This window comes from Xanthomonas arboricola pv. populi (genome assembly GCF_002939945.1).
Lineage (GTDB): Bacteria > Pseudomonadota > Gammaproteobacteria > Xanthomonadales > Xanthomonadaceae > Xanthomonas > Xanthomonas arboricola_A.
This window is the reverse complement of record NZ_MDEB01000002.1, coordinates 180794-204912: the sequence shown is the minus strand read 5'-3', so window position 1 is coordinate 204912 and position 24119 is coordinate 180794. Positions and strand designations below refer to the sequence as shown.

Sequence of the window (24119 nt, the reverse complement as noted above, 5' to 3'; positions counted from 1 at the left end):
GCCCGGCAGCGGCCGCTGGTGCACTGCGTACCGGGCGTGCCGTCCACATCCGCCGGACGGCCGCTGGCTCGCTGACTATCGTTTGCCGTCCCAAGCCTGTCCTTGGCTGCGAGGTCGGCGCGAGAGCGCCCAGGGTGCGTCCAGGCGTGTCTCGCGCATGCCCCGCTGCCGTCTGCCGTTCTCAGAACCCGTAGTTCAGCGACAACCACCAGTTGCGTCCGGCACCGGCATAGCCCTGGTCCCAATACAGGCTGTTGATGTAGCGGCGGTCGGTGAGGTTGTTGACGTTGAGCGTGGCGCCGAACTGCGGGGTGAACTCGTAGCCGGCCATCATCCCGACCAGCGCATAGCTCGGTTGGCGGACAATGCCCGGGCCGCTGTCCTGCACTCGCGAGATCGCGTCTTGCCAGCGCACATTGACGCCAAGCCTGAGTTGTTCCAGTCCTGGCACGCGGTAGCTGCTGGCCAGCTTGGCGATGCGCCGCGGCACGTAGCTGCGCACGTTCTCGCCGTCCTCGCCTTCGATACCGAACTGGGTGTAGCTGGCACTCAACTGCAGGGACTCGCCCAGACGGCCGGCGACCTCGGCCTCGTAGCCGGTCGAGGTGGCATCGATGCCGCGATAGACCTGCAGCGTGCCCACGGTGCCATCGCTTTCGGCGGTGTTGTCCTGCTTGGCGCGGAACAGGGCGAATGCCGCGTTGACGCGTCCATCCAGCCATTGGCCCTTGATGCCCAATTCGGCATTGCTGCCGGTGATCGGCTCCAGCACGTTGAGCGTGCGATCGAGCTGCGTCTGCGGGTTGAAGATTTCGGCGTAGCTGGCGTAAAGCGCGTAGTCGGGGTCGAAGTTGTAGACCGCGCCGACGAAAGGCAGGGTGCGGTCGCGATCGTAGCGATGCTGCATGCCGTAGGAACTGCCGTTGCTCTCCACCTGGGTCTGGTTGACGCCGGTGATCAGCTTGAGTTGATCGCCCAGGCTCCAGCGTGCAGTCAGGTAGGCGGTACGTCGCGTCATGTCGAAGGCGGCGCCGTCGCTGCTCGCATCGAATGCCGGCTTGGGGTAGTCGCCGGTCCAGTCTTCCAGGCGCGGCAGCGCGGTGCCGATGCCGCGCCCGTACATCGACAGCTGGTCGGTATCGACCGTTGCCCAGTTCACTCCGGCCACCAGGTCGTGGCGCCTGCCGGCGAGCGCGAAGCTGCCGGAGACATAGATGTCGGCGAATTTCTGCGTCTCGTTGCTGCTGTAGAAGGACGGATAGGCGAACAGGCCCAGCCCTGTCTGCCGATCGGGCTGGCCATAGACGTAGAACAGGTCGCCCTCGGTGTCGAAACGGCGATAGTTCAGCGAAGCCTTCAGCGTCCAGTCGCCGCCAAGCGTCTGTTGCAGTTCCACGAATGCGCGCTTGTCGGTGCTGTTCCAGTAGCTCCAATCCGCCGACGTGCTGGTCGAGCGGTCGTAACGTGTCGGCGTGCCGTCGCTGTAGTACAGCGGCAACGCGCCCCACATGCCGCCGGTCGGGGTGTTGTCCTGATAGCTTGCGCCGACCGTCAGCAAGGTGGTGTCGCTCAGGTTGGCCTCGACCACGCCGTAGAACACCTTCTTTTCCAACGCGTAGCGATCCAGATAGCTGTCGCCGTCCTGCCAGGCGCCGACCACGCGGCCGCGCACGTTGCCGGAGGCCGTGAGCGGGCCGGACACGTCGGCATCGACGCGGTGGGTGGACCACGAACCGCCGCTGAGCGCCAGCGTGCCGCTCAGCGAAGCGGTCGGACGCTTGCGTACGAAATTGACGGTCGCCGACGGGTTGCCGGTGGAGGACAGCAGGCCGTTGGCGCCGCGCAACACGTCCACCCGCTCGTAGATCGCCGTATCCACGTCGCCCTGGCCCAGGCCGTCGGTAAACGGCAACCCCAGCCCATCGACCTGGAAATTGAGGATGTCGAAGCCGCGCGCGGTGTAGAAGGTGCGGTCGGTCTCGATACGTTCGACATTGACGCCGGCAGCCAGCGCGAGCACATCGTTGGCGTTGTTGAGGGCGAAATCGTCCATCTGCTGGCGCGAGACCGTGCTGACCGACTGCGGCGTCTCCAACGGCGACAGCGCCAGCCGGGTGGCCGTGTCGGTTCGGCGCAGGCTGTAGCCGTCGGCGCGCTCGGCCTGCACCTTGACCGCATCCAGGGTGCGGGCGCTGCTGGTCGCCTCGTCGGCGAGCGCGAGAGCGGGGCTGCTCAGCGCCAGCAGCAGCGCGATGGACAGGGGGCGCAGCGCCACGCGGCGCGAGGACACGGAATGGATAGTCATGGGATCGCTAGAATGGTGGGGGGCGCGACGGCGGCCGATCCCGGCGTATGGGGTCGAAGCCTTAGCGAATACGAATTATTCTCACAAATTGGAGGCAAAGTGCAAACAGGCTCTTCCGTGAAGCCGGTACCGGCAGGACCTGCCGGTGCGGCCGCTGCGTTCGTGGTCGCGGTGCCCGCGCGTTACGCCTCCACGCGCTTGCCGGGCAAGCCGCTGCAACGGATCGGCGACCGCCCGATGATCCGGCACGTGGCCGAGCGGGCGCTGCTCGCGGGTGCGCGCGCGGTCTGGGTGGCCACCGACGATGCGCGCATTGCCGAGGCGATCGAGGGCCTGGCCGGCGTGCATGTGGCAATGACCGGCAGCGAGCACGTGTCGGGCACCGACCGGCTTGCCGAGTGCGCACGAATCGCCGGCTGGGAGGCCGACACCTGCGTGGTGAACCTGCAGGGCGACGAACCATTCGCGCCTGCTGCCGGCATTCGGGCCGTGGCCGATCTGCTGCTGCACTCCGGCGCCGACATGGCCACGCTTGCCGCGCAGGTCGAGAGCGCGCACGAACTGTTCGACCCGAATGTGGTCAAGCTGGTGCGCAGCGCAGGCGGCGATGCGCTGTACTTCAGTCGCGCGCCGATCCCCTGGCATCGCGACAGTTTCGCCAATCAGCGCGACACCCTGCCCGGCGACGGGCAATGGTTGCGCCATATCGGCATCTACGCCTACCGCGCCGGATTTCTGCAGCGCTTTGCCGCAATGCCCCCCGGCATGCTGGAGCGCATTGAGTCGCTGGAACAATTGCGCGTGATGGAGGCCGGCTACCGCATCGCGGTGGCATTGACGCCCGAACAGTTTCCGCCCGGCATCGATACCCCGGACGATCTGGCGCGCGCACAAACGCGCGTGGCATCGGCATGAGAGTGCTGATCGTATGTCTGGGCAATATCTGCCGCTCACCGATGGGCGAGGGTGCCTTGCGGGCGCGGCTGGACGCGGCGCGACTGTCGCGGCGGATCGAGGTCGATTCGGCCGGTACCGGCGACTGGCATGCCGGCGATCCACCCGACACGCGCGCCATTCGCTGCGCCCGCGGCCATGACGTGGACATCGCCGGATTACGCGCACGCCAGGTGCGTACCGCAGACTTCGAACACTTCGACTGGCTGCTGTGTGCCGACGACAGCAATCTGCGCGATCTGCAACGGCTTGCCCCAGCGCCGCTGCGCGACAAGGTGGCACTCTGGCTACCCTGGGCCGGCATTGCAGAGCGCGACGACATCCCTGACCCCTACACCGGCGGCATGGACGACTTCGAGCGTGTCTGGCAACTGGTCGACACCGCCGCGCAGCAGACCGTGGCAAGGCTCACCCGCAGCTGATCGGGCTTGGGCATAATGACCGGATGGTCGCCCAGCTCACCCAGGAATTGCCGGAATTTTCCACCTGGCTCAACGCCAGGCCATCCACCTTGCAGGAGCATCGCGGGCGTGCGCTGGTGCTGGCGTTCGTCAATGCCAGTTCGGTGTGGTGCGCCGAGCGCCTGGCCGAGCTGGCGCATTGGCAGGCGCGTAGCCCCGGGAGGCTGCAGGTGATCGTGGTGCAGGTGCCGCGTTTCGATAGCGAACGCTTGCCGCAACGCTCGCTCAAGCAATTGCGCGGGCATGGCGTCAGCGCGCCGATCCTGCTCGACAAGGACTGGGAAACCTGGCGCCGCTTCGGTATCGAATCCTGGCCGACGCTGGTGCTGCTCGACGCCTACGGCCGCGAGCGTCAGCGTCTGGTCGGCGTGACCGGCGATCTGGACAAGGCGTTGGTGGCCCTGTGCGAAGGCCAGCAGCCGCCGTCGGACCTGGACCTGCATGGAGTGGCCGAGCGCGGTCCCGAGCCGCGCCTGGAGCTGCGGTTTCCAACCGGTCTTGCCGCCACCGAGGACCGTCTGTATATCGCCGACACCGGCCATCACCGCGTGCTCGAATGCACGCATGGCGGCCGCGTGCTGCGCCAGTTCGGCCATGGCAACGCGGACTTCATCGATGGTGGCGTCGGCGAAGCGGCGTTTCGACGTCCGCAAGGCATGGCGCTGGAGCGCGACCAGCTGTATGTCGCCGACACCGGCAATCACGCCCTGCGTCGCATCAGCCTGCGCAGCGGGCAGGTCGACACCTTGTGCGGCACCGGGCGCTCCGGCGAGCCGGTCGAGGGGCCGCTGGCGTTCGCCGGCGCCTCGGCGCTGAACTACCCGCAAGGGTTGGCCGTTGCCGACAATCAGGTGTTGATCGCAATGGCGGGCGACAACCGCATCTGGAGCTATCACCTGGGCCGTGCCGCACTGAGCGCACGCGCCGGTACCGGCGCGCTCGAGATTCGCGATGGCAGCGGGCATCTGGCCGCGTTCGCACAGCCGGCCGGGTTGGCCGCGGTGCAGCAGGTGGCCTACGTCTGCGACGGCCTGGGCTCGTCGATCCGTACCATGCAATTGCGCGGCGATCTGGTGCAGACCCTGGTCGGCGGGCAGGGCACCTGGCAGTTCGGCGACCAGGACGGCCCGCGGGACACCGCGCGGCTGCAGTTTCCGCAAGCCATCGCCCTGGCTGCCGATTCGCCGGTGCTGTGGATCGCCGACACCGGCAATGGTCGCCTGCGTTGCCTGCGTCTTGGCGGCGGCGAACTGACCACGGTCGCGCTACCGCGCCGCCTGCATGGCCCAGCCGGGCTGGCGGTTGCCGCAGGTGCGGTCTGGATTGCCGAGACCGATGCCCACGCCGTGCTGCGTTACGACCTGGCAAGCGGCGAACTGAGCGATGTTTCGATAGAAGAATGAACGCAAGGCCTCAAGCCGATTTCGATGGAAAGGCGTTTGCTGCCCGACTGAGCACCGCGCCCGGCGTCTACCGCATGTATGCCGGCGACGACACGCTGCTGTACGTCGGCAAGGCCGGTGCATTGCGCAAGCGGGTGGGCAGCTATTTCAACGGTACGCCGAAGAATGCGCGGCTGACCTCGATGCTCTCGCAGGTCGCGCGGATGGACGTCACCGTGACCCGCAGCGAAGCCGAGGCGCTGCTGCTGGAAAACCAGTTGATCAAGTCGCTGTCGCCGCGCTACAACGTCTCGCTGCGCGACGACAAGAGTTATCCCTACGTGCTGCTGACGCGCGAGGACTGGCCGCGCATCGCGCTTCACCGTGGCCCGCGTGCGGTGCAGGGGCGCTATTTCGGCCCGTATACCGGCGTGACCGGCGTGCGCGAAACGCTGAGCCTGATGCACAAGCTGTTCAAGCTGCGCAGTTGCGAGGACAGCGTGTTTCGCAACCGCTCGCGGCCGTGCCTGCAGTATCAGATCGGCCGCTGCAGCGCGCCGTGCGTGGAGCTGGTCGCCGCGCCCGACTACGCCGAGTCGGTACGTCGCGCCACCATGTTTCTGGAAGGCAAGAGCGACCAGCTCGGCGAAGAAATCATGCAGTCGATGCAGCAGGCCAGCGAAGCACTCGAGTTCGAGCGCGCCGCGCGTCTGCGCGATCTGCTGTCGTCCTTGCGCAGCATGCAGAACCGCCAGTACGTGGATGGCCGCGCGGCCGATCTGGACGTGCTGGCCTGCGCCACCCAATCCAGCCAGGCCTGCGTGTTGCTGCTGAGTTTTCGCGACGGCCGCAACCTGGGCACGCGCTCGTTCTTTCCCAAGACCAATGGCGAAGACAGCGCCGACGAAATCCTGGCTGCGTTCGTGTCGCAGTACTACGCAGAACACTCGCCGCCGCGCGAGATCCTGCTCGATCGCGAGATTCCCGATGCCGAGCTGATCGAGGCCGCACTCAGCACCGCTGCCGAATACAAGGTGACGTTGAAGTGGAATGTGCGCGGCGAGCGTGCCGGCTATCTGCTGCTCGCCACCCGTAATGCGCAGCTGACCCTGGTCACCGAACTCACCAGCCAGAGCGCGCAGCACGCACGCAGCGAAGCACTACGCGAGATGCTGGGGCTGGCCGAGCAGGTCAAGCGGGTGGAGTGCTTCGACATCAGCCATACCATGGGCGAGGCGACGGTGGCCTCGTGCGTGGTGTTCGATGCCGGCGGCCCGGTGCGTGGGCAATACCGGCGTTTCAATATTTCCGGGATCACGCCGGGCGACGACTACGCCGCGATGCGTCAGGCCATCGAACGGCGTTTTCGACGTGCGGTGGAAGAAAACGGTGTGCTGCCGGATGTGCTGCTGATCGACGGCGGTGCCGGTCAGCTGGCGCAGGCGAAGGGCGCGCTGGCCGATCTGGGCATCGAGAACGTGCTGCTGGTCGGCGTGGCCAAGGGCGAGGAGCGCAGGGCAGGGCACGAGGCGCTGATCATGGCCGACGGCCGCGAACTGCGGCCGGGCGCGGCATCGCCGGCACTGCAGTTCATCCAGCAGGTGCGCGACGAAGCGCACCGCTTTGCGATCACCGGTCACCGCGGTCGACGCCAGAAGGCGCGCATGACCAGCAAGCTCGAGGATATCCCCGGCATCGGTCCGCGCCGGCGCGCGAGCCTGCTCAAGCATTTCGGCGGTCTGGTCGGGCTCAAGGCCGCCGGCGAGGCCGAGATCGCGCGGGTGGAGGGCGTCAATGCCGCACTTGCCGCGCGAATCTACGCTAACCTGCATGGGCTGGCGCTCCCCGATGCGGCAGGCGAGTCGAGTCCGTAATGAAGTTGACCATCCCCACGTGGCTGACACTGCTGAGGATCGTGATGATCCCGGTGTTGGTCGTGGTGTTCTATCTGCCGTACACCTGGACCAATTTCGCCTCCGCCGGCGTGTTCGCGCTGGCCGCCATCACCGACTGGCTGGATGGCTGGGTCGCGCGGCGTTATCACCAGTATTCGGCCTTCGGTGCATTCCTGGACCCGGTGGCCGACAAGTTGATGGTCGCGGTGGCATTGTTCCTGATCGTGCAGGGCCACCCCACACCGTGGATGGCGTTCTGGGCGGCGGTCATCGTCGGACGTGAAATCGCGGTGTCGGCGTTGCGGGAATGGATGGCCGAGATCGGCCAGCGTGCCAAGGTGCGGGTCGCGGTGATCGGCAAGGTCAAGACCACCGCGCAGATGGTCGCGCTGCTCTGCCTGCTGTATTCCGTCACGCCGGGGCAGATGCCCACGCACGAAATCTGGTTCGGCAACCTGATCTTCCGCGCCGGTTACTGGACGCTGGCGATCGCCGCGCTGCTGACGCTGTGGTCCGGGTTCCAGTACCTGCAGGCCGCCTGGCCGAGCCTGCGTGCCGACGAAAAAGCCGCGATCACCAGCAAACCGAAAAAAGTCGAAAGCAATAGTTGACAGCGATGCTGTTCGCTGTAGAATTTCGCCTCCCAAGCGGGAATAGCTCAGTTGGTAGAGCGCAACCTTGCCAAGGTTGAGGTCGCGAGTTCGAGTCTCGTTTCCCGCTCCAGATGTAGACAAGGCCCCTTGCCCGAGGTCTCGTTGTTTCAAGGCAGGATGCCTTGGGTTTGATGTTTCGGCCTGGTGGTAGAGTGGTTATGCAGCGGACTGCAAATCCGCGTACGCCGGTTCAATTCCGGCCCAGGCCTCCACATTGCATGCGTTGTTTCATGCGTCGGCAACGGCGACAGGACTGGCGCGACGAAGTAACAAGCTGTACAATTTAGCTCCACGCGGGAATAGCTCAGTTGGTAGAGCGCAACCTTGCCAAGGTTGAGGTCGCGAGTTCGAGTCTCGTTTCCCGCTCCAAATTCAGACCCCGGATATCAAACGATGTCCGGGGTTTTTTATTGGTCGATGGTATTGGCGGTCGTAACATCTGGGGAGCAGGCAATGGTTTGCCTTCATTCTAGTTGACGTAGGATCGCGAACTTGGCGCGGGATCTGTCATTACGCTGAGCGCGACGCCTCACATCAGGCCTTCTACCGCAAGCGAGATCGAACCGTTGCGCCTGGCACGGCGTGGATGCCGCGGCTGATGCTTGAATGGCAGCGCTGCTGCATGCATTCGCTAAGCAGGATCGTGCAACTTAATCTTCTTCAGAGCAGTCTCGGTGTCACCGTCGACGTCAGCTGTAGCGTTGATCCTTGATCCGCCCGCGGTCTTCCACGTCGGCCTGGGATGCATTGACGGTCGCGATCATTTTCGAGGCAGGGGATCTGCCTGAAGGCGCACCATGCATCTGCCCGAGCGCGACGCAGAGGGGGGCTGATCGCAATGCGATATGGCTGCGACAACGCAACGTGCGAGACCTGTCGGTGCGTCGATGGCGTTGCGCGATTCGCAGCGCCATCAGAGCGTGCCCGGGGCGGGAATCGAACCCGCATAGCCTTGCAGCTGAGGGATTTTAAGTCCCTTGCGTCTACCAGTTTCGCCACCCGGGCATTGCGATAGCGTGCCTGATTGCGCGCCGATTGTGAATCGCCGCGTCGCCGGCTCTCCGCACTGCTGGCCGGATGGCCGCCTGCGCTATGCTGCCACCGCGCAGGCGCGCAGCAACCGGCTGCGTACGATTGAAGGAACCGCATGTCCAGCACCACGCTACTCGCTCCGCTGCAGGCTCGCATCGCCATGATTGGGTTGGGCTATGTCGGCTTGCCGCTGGCCGTCGCGTTTGGCGAACAGCGCGACACGTTGGGCTTCGACATTGATGCGCAGCGGGTCGGCCAGCTACGCGACGGCCACGACGCCACGCTGGAACTGGACGACACCGAGCTGGCTGCCGCCACCCGGTTGCGCTACACCGCGAACGCTGCGGATCTGGCCGAGTGCAGCATCTTCATCGTCACCGTGCCGACGCCGATCGACAGCTTCGAGCAGCCCGACCTGGAGCCGCTGCGCAGTGCTACCACGCTGATCGCCGCTGCGCTCAAACCTGGCGACCTGGTGATCTACGAATCCACCGTCTACCCAGGCACCACCGAAGAAGTCTGCGTGCCCTTGCTCGAAGCCGCATCGGGGCTGCGGTTCAACGAGGATTTTTTTTGTGGCTACAGCCCTGAGCGCGTCAATCCGGGAGACCGCCAGCGGCGTCTGCGCGATATCCGCAAGATCACTTCCGGCTCCACCGCAGAAGCCGCCGATGCGGTCGACGCGTTGTATGCCAGCGTCATCACCGCCGGCACCTGGCGGGCGCCGTCGATGCGCGTGGCCGAGGCCGCCAAGGTGGTCGAGAACATCCAGCGCGACGTCAATATCGCGCTGGTCAACGAACTGGCATTGATCTTCGACAAGCTGGGCATCGACACATTGGATGTGCTGGAGGCTGCTGGAACCAAGTGGAATTTCCTGCCGTTCCGCCCCGGCCTGGTCGGTGGTCACTGCATCGGGGTGGATCCGTATTACCTGATGCACAAGTCCGAAAGCGTGGGCTATCACCCGGACCTGATCCACACCGCGCGCCAGGTCAACAACCGCGTCGGCCGGCATGTGGCCGAGCGCGTCTGCGGCATGCTGGCCACGCGTGGTGTGGTGCTTGCGCAGGCGAGGGTGTTGGTGCTGGGCGCCACCTTCAAGGAGAACTGCCCGGACCTGCGCAACAGCCGGGCGCTGGAACTGGTGCAGTTGCTGCAAGCTGCGGGTGTGCAGGTCGACACCTGCGACCCGTGGGCCGACCCTGCAGAAGCGCTGCATCAAGCCGGCGTGCAGTTGTGCGAGGTTGCGGACGAAGGTGCGTACGACGCCGTCGTGCTGGCAGTCGCGCATGCGCAGTACCGCGACTACGACACCAGGCGCATCACAGCGCTGGGCAAACCGGGCGCGGTGATTTACGACGTCAAATCGGTGTGGCCGCGCGACGCGGTCAGCGATCGTCTGTAGCGCGATCGTCCTGTTGCTGCAGCCACTGCGCCGCGCCATGCGCGGCACGTAATCCGCTGGCGAAGCAGGCGGTCAACAGATAACCGCCGGTCGGCGCTTCCCAGTCGAGCATTTCGCCGGCGCAGAACACGCCAGGCTGCGCGCGCGCCATCAGCTGCGCATCCAGCGCCTCCAGTTGCACGCCACCGGCCGAGCTGATCGCCTCGGCCAACGGGCGCGGTCGCAGCAGGCGTAACGGCAGCCGTTTGAGCGTACGCGCTGCCAGCGCAAGATCGTCGCCCGCCTGTTTGCCCAAATGTTCGTAAAGCAAGGCAGCCTTGACGCCATCGATACCGACCTGCCGGCGCAGATGCTCGCTGAAACTGCGTCCCTTGCGTGGTTTTTCCAGCTCGGCGCTGACGCGTTCCAGCGAGCGTCCCGGGAGCAGGTCCAGTCCCAGCTCGGCCACGCCATCGGCATCGATCTGCGCGCGCAGATCCGCAGCCAACGCATAGATCAGGCTGCCCTCGATGCCGGTGGACGTCGCAACGCACTCGCCCTGCAACTGATGCGGTGTGCCGTTACGATCGCGCCAGTGTGCAACCACGGGTTTGAGCGGCGCACCGGCATGTCGCTGCACAAAATGCGCGCTCCAGCCGATGTCGAAGCCACAGTTGGCTGGCACCAGTGGCGCCACCGCAATGTCGCGTTCCTGCAGCAGGCGTTGCCAAAGACCATCTGAGCCCAGCTGCGGCCAGCTGCCGCCACCGAGCGCCAGCACCACGGCATCTGCGGTGCATTCGACATCGCCGGTGGGCGAGTGGAAGCGCAATGCTCCGTCATCGCTCCAACCGAGCCAGCGATGCTGCACATGAAACACCACGCCCTGTTCCTTGAGTCGGCGCACCCAGCCGCGCAACAACGGCGCGGCCTTGCGATCCATCGGGAACACGCGTCCGGAACTGCCGACATAGGTATCCACGCCCAGGTCGCACGCCCAGGCACGTAGCGCGTCTGCATCGAACTCCTGCAGCCACGATGCGACGGCCTCGGTGCGCTCGCGATAGCGCTGCGCAAACAACGGCATCGGATCGGAGTGGGTGAGGTTCAAGCCGCCCTTGCCGGCGATCAGGAACTTGCGCCCCACCGACCCCTTGGCTTCGTACAGGTCGACTGCCAGGCCGGCCGCACACGCCACTTCAGCCGCCATCAGACCGGCCGGCCCACCACCGATCACCGCCAGCCGCCGCTTGCTCGCATCCGTCATTGCTCAGGCCTTCAGCGCGGCTGCACGCCAAGCAATTCCACATCGAACACCAGCGACGCGCCGGGCGGGATCACCCCGCCTGCGCCGTTGTCGCCATAGCCGTACTCGGGCGGAATCATCAGGGTGCGCTTGCCGCCCACACGCATGCCGGCCACGCCCTCGTCCCAGCCGCGGATCACCTGATGGCCGCCCAGCACGAACTGGAACGGCTCGGCGCGGTCGAGCGAGCTGTCGAACTTCTTGCCATGCTTGTCGGCGGCTTTCTCGTCGTACAGCCAGCCGGTGTAGTGCACGGTGACCATCGCGCCCGGTGTGGCTTCGGCACCGGTGCCGACGTTGCGGTCGATCCGCTCGAACGTGGCGATGGTGCCGCCGGACGGCGGCAGGGCAGGCGCACAGCCCGCGAGCAGCAGGGCAGCACAAAGCGTCAACAGAAGGCGCATGGGATGGTCCAGCAAAGGGAGTGCGTCATTATCGCACCTGGCTCCCGGTATCATCGCGCCCATGGCCAAGCTGCTGCTCAATCTGCGCAATGTTCCCGATGACGAAGCCGACGAGGTGCGGGCGCTGATGCGTGAGCATCTGGTGCAGATCTACGAAACCCGGCCCAGCAATTGGGGCATTTCCGCCGGCGGCATCTGGCTCAGTGACGATGCCGATTACCCGCGCGCCAAGGCGCTGATGGATGCGTATCAGGCCCAGCGCGGCGCCGTGGCGCGTGCGCAGCGCCAGGATGCGCTCGCTGCCGGCACGGCCGAAACCTTCGGCGCGCTGCTGCGCAAGCGGCCGTTGTTCGTGATCGCCACGTTGATCGGCATGCTGGTTGTCGCCTCGCTGGTCCTGCTGCCGTTCCTGTTGTTGCGCGGCTGATCGCACCTGCGGCCGCATCGGCTTAAAATGGCCGCATGATCACCAATACCGCTGCCTACCACTTCGTCACCATCCAGGATCCGCAGACGCTCGCCGACAGCGTCCTGGCGCACGCCGAGCAGCAGGCCTTGAAGGGATCGGTGCTGGTGGCCGAAGAGGGGATCAACCTGTTTCTGGCCGGCGAAGCCGAAAAGGTCGGCGCGTTCTACGCGTGGCTGCAGGCCGATGCGCGCTTTACGCAGATGCGCATCAAGTACAGCCTGAGCACGTTGGAGCCGTTTGCGCGGCTCAAGGTGAAGGTCAAGCCTGAGATCATCAGCTTCCGCCGCGACGATGCCTCGCCGCTGCAGGGCCGTGCGCTGGCGGTGACGCCCGCCACGCTGCGCACGTGGATGCGGGAAGGGCACGACGATCGTGGCCGCCCGTTGGTGCTGCTGGACACGCGTAATACCCAGGAAGTGGCGTACGGCACGTTCCAGGGAGCGCTGACGCTGCCCATCGACAAGTTCACCGACTTGCCAGCTGCGCTGGAACCGCATCGCGCTGCGTTGGCCGACGCCACCGTGGTCAGCTTCTGCACCGGCGGCATTCGTTGCGAAAAAGCCGCGCTTTGGATGCAGGCCGACGGCATGGACAACGTGCTGCAGCTCGAAGGCGGCATCCTCGGCTATTTCGAAGAGGTTGGTGGCGAGGGCTATGACGGTCGCTGCTTCGTGTTCGACGAACGCGTGGCACTCGATACGCAATTGCGCCCCCTGGTTGACGTCGAGCGCAGCACCGAAGCAGGAAAAATCTGACCGAGCGCGAGTGAATTGCCCGATATTCACGTATTGGGGGCGCTCGCATCATCCGATCACGCCGCGATAGTGCATCCAATGTCTACCATGACGCGCGGCGGGACGCTTTGGGCTCTGACTCAAGCGTAATACGTCGCATCGAGCTTGCCCTGAATTATTCACGGAGATAGGCTGCACCAGCCAGCCGCACAGCGAGGACAACAAGGATGACCATCAGAGTTTTTCTGATCGACGATCATGCACTCGTGCGTACCGGCATGAAGATGATCCTGTCCAAGGAAATGGACATCGATGTGGTGGGAGAAGCGGAGAGCGGGGAAGCGGCCTTGCCGCAAATTCGTCAGCTCAAGCCCGAGATCGTGCTGTGCGATCTGCACCTGCCCGGTGTCAGCGGCCTGGAAATCACCGAGCGCATCGTCAAGGGCGATTATGGCACTCGGGTCATCATCGTGTCGGTGCTGGAAGACGGTCCACTGCCCAAGCGTCTGCTCGAAGCAGGCGCATCGGGGTATGTCGGCAAGGGCGGCGATGCGCAGGAACTGCTGCGTGCAGTGCGCGAAGTCGCACTGGGCCGGCGCTATCTCGGCAATACCATTGCGCAGAACCTGGCCCTGTCCAACCTGGAAGGGGGCAGCTCGCCGTTCGACGCGCTATCGCCGCGCGAACTGGAGGTCGCCCTGTTGCTGACCCAGGGCCTGCGCCAGGAAGACATCGCCAAGCGCCTGAACCTCAGTGCCAAGACCATCAACACGCACAAGGCGCGCCTGTTCGAGAAGGTCGGCATCCAGGACAACATCGCCCTTGCGCGTCTGGCCAATCAGTACGGCCTGACCGATCCGGCGCGCACCCTGTAAGCCGAGCCCGCGGGTCCGATCTTGCGGATGCGGCAGTCAGATGCTGCTGCACAAAGCGCCTTTGACAACAGACGGGACGCTGTTCTGCCCAGGAGCGGCACTCCTGCGTGCACACGACTGTGCGTATTCGCTCCGGCATTCAGTGATGCGGCGGGAAACAGTGCCTGGGACAACAAGCGCGACTGCGAGTGCTGCGATTGTTTCGTTGCGACCCTGTGCCGCCTGGTGATCCAGTATCGGCATGACAATGCCGCACGCAAAAACAAGGCGGCCCGAAGGCCGCCTCGTCTGACATTACATGCCTGGATTCACTCAGGCATGTTCAACCGGCTGGGAAACGATCAGTGATCGCTACGCGGCTTGTTGGTGTCGTCTTGCTGCTCCTGTGCGTCATCGCCATTGCGCGACGCATCTGCCGGCTTCGCTGCCTCGGACACGACGACCGTCGGCTTCGGCTTGTCGGCAGTCTGCTCGTTGGCGTCTGCAGGCAACACGGGCGCGACCGCTGCCGGCCGCTCGGGCGCCTTGTACGGCACCTGTGTTTCGGCCTGTGGCGGTAGCGCGGTCGCGGCTGTTGCGTCGGCCGGAGCCAATGCATCAAGCAGCGTGGTCTGCACCGGCGCGTACGACTTGCGTGCCGGCGCAGCGTCGGCAGACGGCGAGGTCTGCGGCACGGTTGCGGTGGACGTCGCAGCAACATCGGCTGCCGGGCTTGCCGCCGTTGACGGCTCGGCATGCGGCGGCTCGGATGTCACGACGTCCGCCTGCACGCTGGAAGGCGCAGCAGCGACCGGCTTTGGCACACTGACGGCTGCCGGCGCTGCGTCGGTTTTCATCGACTCCGCTTGCGTTGCTGCCGCGGCTGCAACCGGTGCTGTCTGTTCCTGCCGAGCAACCGCAGGCGCTGCAGCGTCGGCGGATGCCGACGGCACCGGCGTTGACTGCACAGCCGGCTCGGGCGAACGCACCGCCGAAGGAGCAGCACGCTCGACCGGCTGAGCTGCAGGAGCCGCGGCTAGCGTCGCGACTGGCACCGAGGCGGCAATCGGTGTCGAGGCAGCGGACGGAGCGGCAACCGGAGCCTGAGCCGGCGAGGTCGCCGATTCCTGCGCAACAACCGCAGCCTTAGGCGCTTGCGGGGTCGGTGCAACGGCAGAAGCCTGCGCAGCCGGTGCCGGTGCCGATGCAGCCGGCGCCGTGTTGCTAGCCGATGCGGTTGCAGCCGGTGCCGGAGAGGCCGCCGATGCATCGCCACGTGCGTGCTCGGCTGCGGTGACTGCAGGAGTCGCAGCCTGCTGCTCGAACGACGGCGTGGCGTTGGAAACCGGCGCCGTGGTCGACGTCGTGTCGGCCGCCAGCGGCGCTTCCGCCCGTTCCTTCGGTACCGGGCGCGGCTTCACTGCGGCCGGAGTGCTGGACTCCGCCTTGGTGCGTGCCGATACCGCAGGCATGGTCGCGTCATCGTCGAAGTCGAACTCCGGCTGGCCGGCGCGCGGGGCAGCCGACGTGTGAACCTGCGCACCGGCATCGTCGCTCTCGTTGTCGCCATCGAGATCGCCCTCGCCATCGCCGTCCAGATCGTCCGTCTCCAGACCATCGACGCCGCTACCGCCTTCACCATTTGCGCCAGCGCCGCGACGGCGACGACGGCCACCGCGACGACCGCGACGACGACGGCTGCCGCCTTCGCCATTTGCCGCGTCATCGCCTGCTGCCTCCGGTGCCTGACCCTCCGCATTCGCGTCGGTGCCGCGATCGACATGCGACTCGGTCACGATGACCTCGACCGGCTGCGCCGGCGCAGCCGCATGCGCCGCCACCTGCGTTGCCGGTGCTACGGTCTCGGCAATCGCTGCGACCACGGTTGCAGTGGTTGCGGTTGCGGCCTTGGAAGTCAGCGTCTGCGCCGAGGCAGTGCCTTCTTCCTGGCGCGCAGGGCGTTGCTGGCGCTCGGACGGCGCGCCGTCCTGCTGCTGTGCAGCTGCACGTGGCGGGCGCGGTGCCTGGTTCTGCGGCTTCTGCTTCTGCTGCTGGGCCTGCTGCGGCTGCTTGGGCTGCTGTGCCTCGTTGCGCGGCGGCTTGGGCACCTGCACCTGCTGCGCTTGACCACCATTTTGCGCAGCCTGGCCATTTGCCGGCTGGCGACGCTCATCACGACGCTCCTTGTTGGAGCCATTGCCGTTGCCATTGCCACCATTGCTGCGGTGCTGATTGCCGCCGTTGCCACCATTGCGGGCATCACGGCCGTCGCGACGCTGGCCGCCGCGATCGCTACGCTCGTTGCGGCTGCCGCGGCCGGCATCGTTCTGACGCGGACGCTGGGTCGACTCGGGCGCAGGCGCGACCGGCTCGACACCACCGAAGATGCGCTTCAGCCAGCCCACTACACCGGTCACCGGCGCGGGAAGCGGCAGTGCCGCGACCGGAGCCGGTGCAGGTGCAGGTGCAGCAGCAACCGGGGCAGGGGCCTCTTCACGCAGCGGAGCAGGCTGGCTCGGCTTGATCGAGGTCACTGCCGGCGCGGCCGGAATATTCAACTGCGCCTTGGTCAGCGCATGCACCGGCAACTTGCGCGGGGTACCGCGCTGGTAGCTCGGCTTGCCGCTGTCTTCGCCCAACTCGTTCTCACGCAGGCGGGTGACCTCGTAGTGCGGGGTGTGCAGTTGTTCGTCGGCGACGATGATGATCGGCGACTCGTGGCGCTGCTCGATCTCACGCAGCGCGCTGCGCTTCTCGTTAAGCAGGTAGTTGGCGATCTCCACCGGGGCCTGGACCAGCACCTGCCCGGTGTTTTCCTTCATGGCGTGCTCTTCGGCCACGCGGATGATCGACAGCGAGAGCGACTCGACGCTGCGCATGCGGCCATGGCCGTCGCAACGCGGGCACACGATCTGGCTGGATTCGCCCAGGCTCGGACGCAGGCGCTGGCGGCTCATTTCCATCAGGCCGAAACGCGAGATGCGGCCCAGCTGCACGCGAGCGCGGTCGTACTTCAGCGCGTTCTGCAGCTTGTTTTCGACTTCGCGTTGATGCTTGGTCGAGGCCATGTCGATGAAGTCGATCACCACCAGCCCCCCCAGGTCGCGCAGGCGCAACTGGCGGGCCACTTCTTCGGCCGCTTCCAGATTGGTCTGGAAGGCGGTCTCTTCGATGTCGCTGCCCTTGGTGGCGCGCGAGGAGTTCACGTCGACGGCGGTCAGCGCTTCGGTCTGATCGACCACGATCGAGCCGCCCGAGGGCAGCCGCACGTTGCGCTCGTAGGCGCCTTCGATCTGCGATTCGATCTGGAAGCGGTTGAACAGCGGAATGTCGTCGGTGTAGTGCTTGAGCTTGCGCAGGCTCTGCGGCATCACCTGCTGCATGAACTCCTGGGCGTCGGCATACAGCTCCGGCGTATCGACCAGGATTTCGCCGATGTCGGCACGCAGGTAGTCGCGCAGGGCGCGGATGATCAGGCGCGATTCCTGGTAGATCAGGAACGCGGCCGGCTTGCTCAGCGCCGCCTCGGCGATCGCCTTCCAGGTCTGCAGCAGGTAGTCCAGATCCCACTGCAGTTCTTCGGCGTCACGGCCGACACCGGCAGTGCGGATGATCACGCCCATGTCGTCGGGGATGTCGAGCTTGTCCAGCGCTTCCTTCAGCGCGGCGCGGTCTTCGCCTTCGATCCGGCGCGAGACGCCACCAGCGCTCGGCGAGTTGGGCATCAGCACCATGTAGCGGCCGGCCAGCGAGATGAACGTGGTCAGGGCGGCGCCCTTGTTGCCACGTTCTTCCTTGTCGACCTGCACCACGATTTCCTGACCCTCGCGCAGCAACTCGCGGATGGTCGACTTGTTGTGGTCGACGCCAGCCTGGAAATAGTCGCGGGAGATTTCCTTCAGCGGCAGGAAGCCATGGCGCTCGGCGCCATAGTCCACGAACGCCGCCTCCAGGGAGGGCTCGAGCCGGGTGATACGGCCCTTGTAAATGTTGGACTTCTTTTGTTCCTTGGACGGCTGTTCGATGTCGATGTCGTACAGGGTCTGGCCGTCCACAATCGCCACGCGCAGCTCTTCGGCCTGCGTTGCGTTGATCAGCATTCGCTTCATTGTTGCGTTCCTCTCGCGCTCTACCGCGCGGAACGCCGTGACGTTTCGCCTCTGGAACAGCTTGTCGGCCCTTCGCGCAACGCGCGGACAGGCCTGACCAGGGTTTCCAGCGCTGCAACACCACGGCAGGCCGCGGGAGCGCTTGTCTTAAGTTTTATAGGTGTTTCAGGGCCGGCAGCCGCGTCCGGACGGACCGGGGCAGCGCACGGGACATGTTCAGCGCAACGGTCAAAAACCGCCGGCGATGGCCGGGTAGGCCGGTGAGCCGCTAACATGGCCGCCCCGGGGGCGGTGGTCGCGCACTGTGCCGGACTCATCGGAAGGCAGGCTTCTGGCCAATCAACTTCCAACGAAATCAAACCCTTATCTCGCTCGCCGAGTGTAACAGAATAAAGAGCCGGATGACCGACCCCCAGACCCCCAAGCCGCCCCCCGACCGTGTGGGTGTGCGCATTCTCAAAGTTCCGGAAGACCGTGCTGGGCAGCGGCTGGACAATTTCCTGCTCGGCCAGCTCAAGGGCGCACCACGCAGCCTGATCTACAAGCTGGTGCGCAGCGGCCAAGTGCGGGTGAACGGCGGGCGGGCCAAGGCCGAGCGCAAGCTCGAGGGCGGCGAGGAAGTGCGGATTCCGCCGGTGCGCGTTGCCGAAGAGGGCGACAAGGCGGCGCCACCGTCATCGTTCCTGGCGCGGCTGGAAGCGGCGATCGTGTTCGAGGACGCGCGCCTGCTGGCGCTCAACAAACCGTCCGGGGTCGCCAGCCATGGCGGCAGCGGGATCAGCTTCGGCGCCATCGAAACCCTCCGTGCCCTGCGGCCGAACCAGACCCTGGAACTGGTGCACCGGCTCGACCGCGATACCTCCGGCCTGCTGATCGTGGCGAAGAAGCGCTCGGCGCTGACCGAAATGCAGGCCCTGATGCGAGAGGACGACCGTGTCGAAGGCCGTGGCATCACCAAGCGCTATCTGACCTTGCTGGTCGGCCGCATGCCGGACGGGGTGATGACGGTCGATGCGCCGCTGCACATCGGCCTGCGCCAGGGCGGCGAGCGGCATGTGCAGGTCAATGCGATCGGCAAGCCCTCGCTGAGCCACTTCAAGCTGCTGGAGCGACGCGGCGGGCACTCCTATTGCGAAGTCCGCATCGAAACCGGCCGCACCCACCAGATCCGCGTGCACGCCCAGCACCTGGGACACGCGGTGGCCGGCGACGACAAGTACGGCGAGGCGGAGGTCAACAAGCGCCTGCGCGAGCAGCTCGGCCTGAAGCGCCTGTTCCTGCACGCCGCTTCGCTGGAATTCACGCTGGATGCCGGCAAGACACCCTATGTGTTGAGTGCGCCGCTGGCGCCGGAACTGGCCGAGGCATTGGACCGGCTGGGGCGCTGAGGCAGCAAGATAGCCACATCAGCGCGGATGCGTGCGATGGCGTTCAGGCCATGTGCGGCTGCGCCGATACCGTTCGCTGCCGCTAGCGAAACCAACTCTCGTCATGGGAACGGCGATACGCAACCCTTGGCATCCCGACCCCTTCGATTGCATCGGCAGGTCGCGTTGTCACACGCCGCGTGGTCGTTGGAGGTTGCGCTAGGGCGTGGCGAAGCGGAACAACACCAGACTGATCGCCAGCGTGCCCATGCCGGCCACCAGGCCGTAGACCGTCTCGTGGCCCTGCGCGTAGCGCTTGGCCGCCGGCAACAATTCGTCCAGTGCCAGAAACACCATCACCCCGGAAATCAGGCCGAAGACCGTGCCGAACACCACTTCGGACAGCACACTGGACAAGGCCAGATAGCCGATGCCGGCGCCGATCGGTTCGGCCAGTCCGCTGAGCAGGCTGGCGCCAAAGGCGTAGAACTTGTTGCGGGTGGCGAAGTACACCGGCACCGCAATGGCGATGCCCTCGGGAATGTTGTGAATGGCGATGGCGAACGCGAGCGGCATGCCGACCGCAGGGCTTTCCAGCGTGGCGAAGAAGGTCGCCAGGCCTTCGGGGAAATTGTGCGCGGTGATGGCGATGGCCGTCATCAGGCCGACCCGGCGGATATAGGCACGGTTGTCGTCGCGGAACAGTGGATCGTCGCTGGACAGGCTCTGGTGCGGGTTGGGCACCAGGCGGTCGATCACCATGATCAGCAGCATGCCGGCCAGAAACGCCAGCGTACCGAAGGTGAATCCGAGCTTTGCGTTGTAGGCGTTGGAGAACGAGGCGATCGACTTGTTGAGAATCTCCGACAGCGACACGTACACCATCGCACCGCCGGCGAATGCCAGACCGAATGCCAGCAGGCGCGGGTTGGGCTTCTTGGAGAACATGACCATCAGGCTGCCGAGTCCGGTTGCCAGGCCCGCCGCAAGCGTGACCGCAAATGCGGTCCAGACATTGTGTGATGACACTTCGAGCATGTGACGCACGACCTCGTGGAATAGAACGTACTCTGCGGGGAGCGTGGCGACTGCTGCTGCGCACGATGCATGACCACACTGCGGCTGCAGGATGGCCATGTCTGGATGACGAACACGTGGTGTCTGACGCGACAACAATGGCGCGTGCACGCTGACACCGAGCGAGCACCGCGGGTACCTGGCGCTGATGCAGGTCGTTCGCCGTGCTCAGCGTTGCATGCTGAGCGCTGGCACCGGCGAATTGCCGCAGCCACGCATCCTCGCGCAATGCATCAACGGCGGCTCAACCGCCTCGACGCGCACGTTCTTCGATGGCAAAACATTCGTCCGGGCGCGGCACCGGCGGCTTGAATGCCACCGGCACCTGGATCGTCTGCGGCACCGCCTGGCCATTGCGCGTGGCGGCCCGGAATTTCCATTCGCGTACGCGTTTTTGCGCGGCTTCGTCCAGCACCGGCTGACCGCTGCTTTGCGTTACCGAGACGTCGGTCGGGGTGCCTTCGACACCGACCACGACCCGGAGCACGGAGGTGCCGCCGATGCCGGCACAGGCCAGCTGCGGGGAATATTCCGGCGGCGGTGTTTTCAAGGCGGCCAGTTCGGTCGGTGCCACCGCCGGTGCGGCAGGCTGCTGCGACGACTTGCCACACCCGCTGATGCCGACGGCAATGAACAGGCCGGCGAGGGCAGGGCGAGACAGGGTCATGGGGTGGCTCCTTGATCGTAGAGCTGGGCGGTCTTGGCCGCACAGATGAAGTCGTTTTCGCTCAATCCGCCGACGTCGTGGGTGGAATAGCGCACCACCACGCGGTCGTAATGCACGCCCAGGTCGGGGTGGTGGTCTTCGCGGTGGGCGATCCAGGCCAGCGCGTTGACGAAGGCCAGCGTGCGGTAATAGTCGGCAAAGCGGAATGTGCGGGTGATCGCGGTGCCCACTTCGGCCAGCTCCCAGCCCGGCACCTGCGGCAGCAGTTCAGCCAGACGCGCTTCGCCAAGTTTGTGGTCGCTGCCCTTGCGCGGCAGGCAATGGGCCTGTTCCAGGGGAATCAGATCGGTCATGACAGTCTCGCAGGGATGGCGGACAGCGCGTTCACTCAGGATCACGGTGTTCCATGAGCGCAGGCGCATTGAGCGGTAGAATAACCCGCATGATCCAGATATCCGACAAAGCCCAAACCTATTTCCGCAAGCTCATCGAACGCGAGGGCGTGCCCGGCATGGGCGTGCGCCTGAGCGCGGTGGATGCGGGCACCCCGCGCGCCGACGCCCGGCTCGAGTTCGCCGAACCGGCGGACCTGAGCGGCGACGAATGGGCGATCGACTGCGACGGCTTCACCTTGTATATCGTTGCCGCCAGCGTGCCCTGGGTGGATGGCGCCGAGATCGACTACGTCACCCAGTCCACCGGCAACCAGCAGCTCACCATCAAGGCGCCCAAGATCAAGGGCGAAGCGCCGGCCGAGTCCGCGTCGATGGTGGAGCGCGTGCGCTGGGTGGTGGAGAACGAGATCAACCCGCAGCTGGCATCGCATGGCGGCCGGGTGGCGGTGCAGGAGGTCTCGGCGGAAGGTGTGGTGCTGCTGCGCTTCGGCGGCGGTTGCCACGGCTGCGGCATGGCCGATGTGACTTTGAAGCAGGGCATCGAGAAGACCTTGATGGGGCGCGTGCCCGGCGTGATTGCGGTCCGCGACGCGACCGACCACGCCACCGGCGACGCACCGTATATCCCGCGCGACAGCGCGGCCTGATTCCGCGCCACCGGTGACCACGGCCGCCGATCTGCTGGATGCGCTGCGCGCGCGCATGCCGGGCAAGCTTATTCTGGATCGGCGCACCGGCCTGCCGTATGGCTGGGCGACCTGGATGAGCAGCCGCATCAGGCCAGCTGCTTCGTTCAACGGCGACCAGGTGATGGACGTGCTGCTGGTGCGGCCAGCGGCGTCGGCAGGCACTGGCATGGCGTTGGTGTTGTCGCCGTTTCAGGCATTTCGCAGCCTGTGGTGGCAGCACTGGGAGCCGCGACCGAGAGACCAACGGCCGCAACACTGGCTGGCGCTGCTCGGCAGCCTGTTGATCCATCTTGGCTTCATCGCACTGCTCATCTGGGTCGTTATGGTGCGCTGGGCGCCGGATGACACCAAGACCGGCGACGAATCGCGGGTGCGCATGACCTTCATCGGCGACGGAGCGGCGGAGCAGGGCGGTGGGCAAGGGCAGCCTGCTGACGCTGCACAGGCTGTCTCCGGCGATGCGGCTTCAGCGTCGCAGTCCAGTGCGACCGCTGCGACCGGTAAGCCGAGCGCACCAAGCGCAGCGCCATCGAAGCCCGTGCCGATTGAGTCTGCCGATCTTCCTTCAAGCACTGCCCAGGCCCAAGACATCGCGCCGGAACCGGTGGCGGCTGCTGCCAGCGAGGCGGTGGCGCCGGAGGTACCACGCGTCACCGTGCAGGTGCCGCCGGTGACGATCGAGTCGCCACTGCAGGTCACCGAAACACCGGTGGCCACGAACGACTTCGTCGTGCCGCCACCGCCCACAATCGCGATAGCTCCGCGTCCGGTCGCGCCGGCCGAGCCGCAGATCGAGGTGCGTCAGCGCGATATCCAGACCGTGACCGAACAGCCGCAACTGCGCGAATTGCGGCGTCCCGCAGCAACCGTCGCGGTGCGCGCTGCCAACGCGCCAACGGTGCGCGAGCGGGAAATCGTCGTGCCGGACCAGCCCCAGGTCGTTGCGCCGTCCGTGCGCAGCCGCGAGATCACACCGACGGTTCGCATGCCCGATGTCGCCATTCGAACAGCAGAGCTGCCAAGCGTGCCGGACCCGGCGCCCCAGCCGATACCGGCCGCGTCAGCCCAACCTACGCCAGCGACCCCGGCGCCGACAGCGTCCACCTCGGTGGTTGCAGCACCCCAGCCATCGACGGCCTCCACTCAGCCCAATCAGGCACAGGCGAATTCGGCGCGATCGGCGCAGTCCGGCACTACGACGGCAGCCTCATCCGCAACCAGGCCGGCGACCAGCAATGCCGGCCCGGCACCAGCAGACCGCAGCGGCGGCTGGGATGTTGCGACCAATGCGGACGACTGGAGCAAATCCGACCGTCGCCGTAGCGGCGAAGCAACTGGCGCCAACGGAACGCGCAATGGCATGTTCAACGCAGACGGCAGCGTTCACGTCGCCGCCGGAGCCGGCGATGCCGGCAACGGTGCTGGTGACCGCGGGCCGCCGGGCAGCGAAACCGATACCTGGACCCGCGACCAGATCGCCCAGGGCGGCACCTGGCTCAAACGTCCGCCGTACGGCTACACGCCGACCTCGCTGGACAAGTACTGGATGCCGAACCAGTCGCTGCTGCAGGAATGGGTGCGGCGCGGCCTGAAGAAGATCGAGATCCCGATCCCGGGAACGACCACCAAGATCAGCTGCGTGGTGTCGTTGCTGCAGTTCGGCGGTGGCTGCGGCCTGAGCGACCCGAATCTCAACGATCAACCGGCAACCGCCAGACCACCGCCGGATGTGCCGTTCAAAAGGGAGTTGCAGGAAGACAACGGGGTTGTAAGGTAGTTGGTCGCCAAACTTTTCCTGACATAATATACATTATGCGAAATAAATGTCGGGGCTGGATGGTCACCGGCCGGAAGCTTTTGCATCAACTCGACTTCAACTCGACTTCGCCGCACACCACGTGAGCTCGAAGCCGGCATAGACCGGCTCGGTTAAGAATGACGGACGGTCGGACATGGATTTGCTGAAACTGGGGAACTTC

General features: G+C 65.8%; 19 protein-coding genes and 4 tRNA genes. 15 read left to right on the top strand and 8 right to left on the bottom strand.

The genetic code is table 11. The annotated features are described in order from the left end of the window. Nucleotides 1–181: 181 nt before the first annotated feature. Nucleotides 182–2305 (bottom strand): TonB-dependent siderophore receptor, encoded by a 2124-nt coding sequence (locus XaplCFBP3123_RS07300; RefSeq protein WP_104533455.1) that lies wholly within the window; start codon nt 2303–2305, stop codon nt 182–184. Nucleotides 2306–2422: 117 nt separating this feature from the next. Between XaplCFBP3123_RS07300 and kdsB the strand changes: the two genes are divergently transcribed. From kdsB to XaplCFBP3123_RS07260, 8 genes are all read left to right on the top strand, one after another. Continuing rightward, nucleotides 2423–3220, top strand: coding sequence for a 3-deoxy-manno-octulosonate cytidylyltransferase (kdsB, locus tag XaplCFBP3123_RS07295; RefSeq protein WP_104533454.1), 798 nt, complete (start codon nt 2423–2425; stop codon nt 3218–3220). Then, nucleotides 3217–3681 (top strand): low molecular weight protein-tyrosine-phosphatase, encoded by a 465-nt coding sequence (locus XaplCFBP3123_RS07290; RefSeq protein ID WP_104533453.1) that lies wholly within the window; start codon nt 3217–3219, stop codon nt 3679–3681. The genes kdsB and XaplCFBP3123_RS07290 overlap by 4 nt, the downstream gene beginning before the upstream one ends. A gap of 23 nt (nt 3682–3704) precedes the next feature. Beyond that, nucleotides 3705–5123: a hypothetical protein gene (locus XaplCFBP3123_RS07285; protein ID WP_172453140.1), complete on the top strand. Its 1419-nt coding sequence runs from the start codon at nt 3705–3707 to the stop codon at nt 5121–5123. Then, nucleotides 5120–6976 carry an excinuclease ABC subunit UvrC gene (uvrC, locus tag XaplCFBP3123_RS07280; RefSeq protein ID WP_104533451.1) on the top strand — a complete coding sequence of 619 codons (1857 nt, stop codon included), beginning with the start codon at nt 5120–5122 and terminating at the stop codon, nt 6974–6976. The genes XaplCFBP3123_RS07285 and uvrC overlap by 4 nt, the downstream gene beginning before the upstream one ends. Continuing rightward, a complete protein-coding gene (gene pgsA / locus XaplCFBP3123_RS07275) occupies nt 6976–7608 on the top strand; it encodes a CDP-diacylglycerol--glycerol-3-phosphate 3-phosphatidyltransferase (RefSeq protein WP_016902574.1) in 633 nt (210 codons plus the stop codon). The genes uvrC and pgsA overlap by 1 nt, the downstream gene beginning before the upstream one ends. Nucleotides 7609–7644: 36 nt before the next feature. Then, nucleotides 7645–7720, top strand: a tRNA-Gly gene (locus tag XaplCFBP3123_RS07270). Between the two features lie 68 nt (nt 7721–7788). After that, nucleotides 7789–7862: transfer RNA gene (locus tag XaplCFBP3123_RS07265), tRNA-Cys, on the top strand. Between the two features lie 81 nt (nt 7863–7943). Next, nucleotides 7944–8019, top strand: a tRNA-Gly gene (locus tag XaplCFBP3123_RS07260). 552 nt (nt 8020–8571) lie between these two features. On the opposite strand, the gene XaplCFBP3123_RS07255 is transcribed toward XaplCFBP3123_RS07260, so the two are convergent. Continuing rightward, nucleotides 8572–8655, bottom strand: a tRNA-Leu gene (locus XaplCFBP3123_RS07255). A 142-nt stretch (nt 8656–8797) separates the two neighbouring features. On the opposite strand from XaplCFBP3123_RS07255, the gene XaplCFBP3123_RS07250 reads away from it, so the two are divergent. Next, nucleotides 8798–10090 carry a nucleotide sugar dehydrogenase gene (locus tag XaplCFBP3123_RS07250; protein ID WP_104533450.1) on the top strand — a complete coding sequence of 431 codons (1293 nt, stop codon included), beginning with the start codon at nt 8798–8800 and terminating at the stop codon, nt 10088–10090. Here the strand turns inward: XaplCFBP3123_RS07250 and XaplCFBP3123_RS07245 are convergent. Beyond that, nucleotides 10074–11336, bottom strand: a complete 1263-nt coding sequence (locus tag XaplCFBP3123_RS07245) for a TIGR03862 family flavoprotein (protein ID WP_104533449.1) — start codon at nt 11334–11336, stop codon at nt 10074–10076. The two genes, XaplCFBP3123_RS07250 and XaplCFBP3123_RS07245, sit on opposite strands and share 17 nt — an antisense overlap. Before the next feature lie 11 nt (nt 11337–11347). Further along, complete coding sequence (locus XaplCFBP3123_RS07240) at nt 11348–11779, bottom strand: FKBP-type peptidyl-prolyl cis-trans isomerase (RefSeq protein ID WP_172453139.1); 432 nt, start codon at nt 11777–11779, stop codon at nt 11348–11350. Between the two features lie 61 nt (nt 11780–11840). Between XaplCFBP3123_RS07240 and XaplCFBP3123_RS07235 the strand changes: the two genes are divergently transcribed. The 3 genes from XaplCFBP3123_RS07235 (at nt 11841) to XaplCFBP3123_RS07225 (ending at nt 13857) form a co-directional block, all read left to right on the top strand. Then, complete coding sequence (locus XaplCFBP3123_RS07235; RefSeq protein WP_039514436.1) at nt 11841–12206, top strand: DUF6164 family protein; 366 nt, start codon at nt 11841–11843, stop codon at nt 12204–12206. A 35-nt stretch (nt 12207–12241) separates the two neighbouring features. Continuing rightward, the gene (locus tag XaplCFBP3123_RS07230) at nt 12242–13003 is read left to right on the top strand and encodes a sulfurtransferase (protein WP_104533448.1); all 762 of its coding nucleotides are present in this window, start codon (nt 12242–12244) and stop codon (nt 13001–13003) included. 206 nt (nt 13004–13209) lie between these two features. Further along, a complete protein-coding gene (locus XaplCFBP3123_RS07225; protein ID WP_104533447.1) occupies nt 13210–13857 on the top strand; it encodes a response regulator in 648 nt (215 codons plus the stop codon). 341 nt (nt 13858–14198) lie between these two features. On the opposite strand, the gene XaplCFBP3123_RS07220 is transcribed toward XaplCFBP3123_RS07225, so the two are convergent. Further along, nucleotides 14199–17936 carry an Rne/Rng family ribonuclease gene (locus XaplCFBP3123_RS07220; RefSeq protein ID WP_104533446.1) on the bottom strand — a complete coding sequence of 1246 codons (3738 nt, stop codon included), beginning with the start codon at nt 17934–17936 and terminating at the stop codon, nt 14199–14201. A 410-nt stretch (nt 17937–18346) separates the two neighbouring features. On the opposite strand from XaplCFBP3123_RS07220, the gene XaplCFBP3123_RS07215 reads away from it, so the two are divergent. Next, complete coding sequence (locus XaplCFBP3123_RS07215; protein WP_104533445.1) at nt 18347–19333, top strand: RluA family pseudouridine synthase; 987 nt, start codon at nt 18347–18349, stop codon at nt 19331–19333. A gap of 198 nt (nt 19334–19531) precedes the next feature. On the opposite strand, the gene zupT is transcribed toward XaplCFBP3123_RS07215, so the two are convergent. The 3 genes from zupT to XaplCFBP3123_RS07200 all read right to left on the bottom strand — a co-directional run bounded on the left by zupT (nt 19532) and on the right by XaplCFBP3123_RS07200 (nt 21409). Further along, nucleotides 19532–20350, bottom strand: coding sequence for a zinc transporter ZupT (zupT, locus tag XaplCFBP3123_RS07210; protein ID WP_104533444.1), 819 nt, complete (start codon nt 20348–20350; stop codon nt 19532–19534). A gap of 283 nt (nt 20351–20633) precedes the next feature. Then, on the bottom strand, nt 20634–21056 hold the full coding sequence (locus XaplCFBP3123_RS07205; protein ID WP_104533443.1) for an energy transducer TonB: 423 nt from the start codon (nt 21054–21056) through the stop codon (nt 20634–20636). Next, a complete protein-coding gene (locus XaplCFBP3123_RS07200) occupies nt 21053–21409 on the bottom strand; it encodes a 4a-hydroxytetrahydrobiopterin dehydratase (protein ID WP_039815276.1) in 357 nt (118 codons plus the stop codon). Before XaplCFBP3123_RS07200 ends, XaplCFBP3123_RS07205 begins: the two co-directional genes overlap by 4 nt. 89 nt (nt 21410–21498) lie before the next feature. On the opposite strand from XaplCFBP3123_RS07200, the gene XaplCFBP3123_RS07195 reads away from it, so the two are divergent. Both XaplCFBP3123_RS07195 and XaplCFBP3123_RS07190 read left to right on the top strand, forming a co-directional pair. Then, nucleotides 21499–22098 carry an NfuA family Fe-S biogenesis protein gene (locus XaplCFBP3123_RS07195; RefSeq protein ID WP_024938663.1) on the top strand — a complete coding sequence of 200 codons (600 nt, stop codon included), beginning with the start codon at nt 21499–21501 and terminating at the stop codon, nt 22096–22098. 13 nt (nt 22099–22111) lie between these two features. Beyond that, nucleotides 22112–23917: a transmembrane repetitive protein gene (locus XaplCFBP3123_RS07190; protein WP_104533442.1), complete on the top strand. Its 1806-nt coding sequence runs from the start codon at nt 22112–22114 to the stop codon at nt 23915–23917. Nucleotides 23918–24119 lie beyond the last annotated feature (202 nt).

Excerpts from the sequence above, each read along its gene's own strand:
- XaplCFBP3123_RS07285 (WP_172453140.1), top strand. The coding sequence starts at position 3,705 with ATGGTCGCCCAGCTCACCCAGGAATTGCCGGAATTTTCCACCTGGCTC.
- uvrC (WP_104533451.1), top strand. The coding sequence starts at position 5,120 with ATGAACGCAAGGCCTCAAGCCGATTTCGATGGAAAGGCGTTTGCTGCC.
- XaplCFBP3123_RS07240 (WP_172453139.1), bottom strand. The coding sequence starts at position 11,779 with ATGCGCCTTCTGTTGACGCTTTGTGCTGCCCTGCTGCTCGCGGGCTGT.
- XaplCFBP3123_RS07200 (WP_039815276.1), bottom strand. The coding sequence starts at position 21,409 with ATGACCGATCTGATTCCCCTGGAACAGGCCCATTGCCTGCCGCGCAAG.
- XaplCFBP3123_RS07235 (WP_039514436.1), top strand. The coding sequence starts at position 11,841 with ATGGCCAAGCTGCTGCTCAATCTGCGCAATGTTCCCGATGACGAAGCC.
- XaplCFBP3123_RS07205 (WP_104533443.1), bottom strand. The coding sequence starts at position 21,056 with ATGACCCTGTCTCGCCCTGCCCTCGCCGGCCTGTTCATTGCCGTCGGC.
- XaplCFBP3123_RS07290 (WP_104533453.1), top strand. The coding sequence starts at position 3,217 with ATGAGAGTGCTGATCGTATGTCTGGGCAATATCTGCCGCTCACCGATG.
- XaplCFBP3123_RS07230 (WP_104533448.1), top strand. The coding sequence starts at position 12,242 with ATGATCACCAATACCGCTGCCTACCACTTCGTCACCATCCAGGATCCG.
- XaplCFBP3123_RS07195 (WP_024938663.1), top strand. The coding sequence starts at position 21,499 with ATGATCCAGATATCCGACAAAGCCCAAACCTATTTCCGCAAGCTCATC.
- pgsA (WP_016902574.1), top strand. The coding sequence starts at position 6,976 with ATGAAGTTGACCATCCCCACGTGGCTGACACTGCTGAGGATCGTGATG.
- zupT (WP_104533444.1), bottom strand. The coding sequence starts at position 20,350 with ATGCTCGAAGTGTCATCACACAATGTCTGGACCGCATTTGCGGTCACG.
- XaplCFBP3123_RS07250 (WP_104533450.1), top strand. The coding sequence starts at position 8,798 with ATGTCCAGCACCACGCTACTCGCTCCGCTGCAGGCTCGCATCGCCATG.
- XaplCFBP3123_RS07220 (WP_104533446.1), bottom strand. The coding sequence starts at position 17,936 with ATGCTGATCAACGCAACGCAGGCCGAAGAGCTGCGCGTGGCGATTGTG.
- XaplCFBP3123_RS07245 (WP_104533449.1), bottom strand. The coding sequence starts at position 11,336 with ATGACGGATGCGAGCAAGCGGCGGCTGGCGGTGATCGGTGGTGGGCCG.
- XaplCFBP3123_RS07225 (WP_104533447.1), top strand. The coding sequence starts at position 13,210 with ATGACCATCAGAGTTTTTCTGATCGACGATCATGCACTCGTGCGTACC.
- XaplCFBP3123_RS07300 (WP_104533455.1), bottom strand. The coding sequence starts at position 2,305 with ATGACTATCCATTCCGTGTCCTCGCGCCGCGTGGCGCTGCGCCCCCTG.
- XaplCFBP3123_RS07215 (WP_104533445.1), top strand. The coding sequence starts at position 18,347 with ATGACCGACCCCCAGACCCCCAAGCCGCCCCCCGACCGTGTGGGTGTG.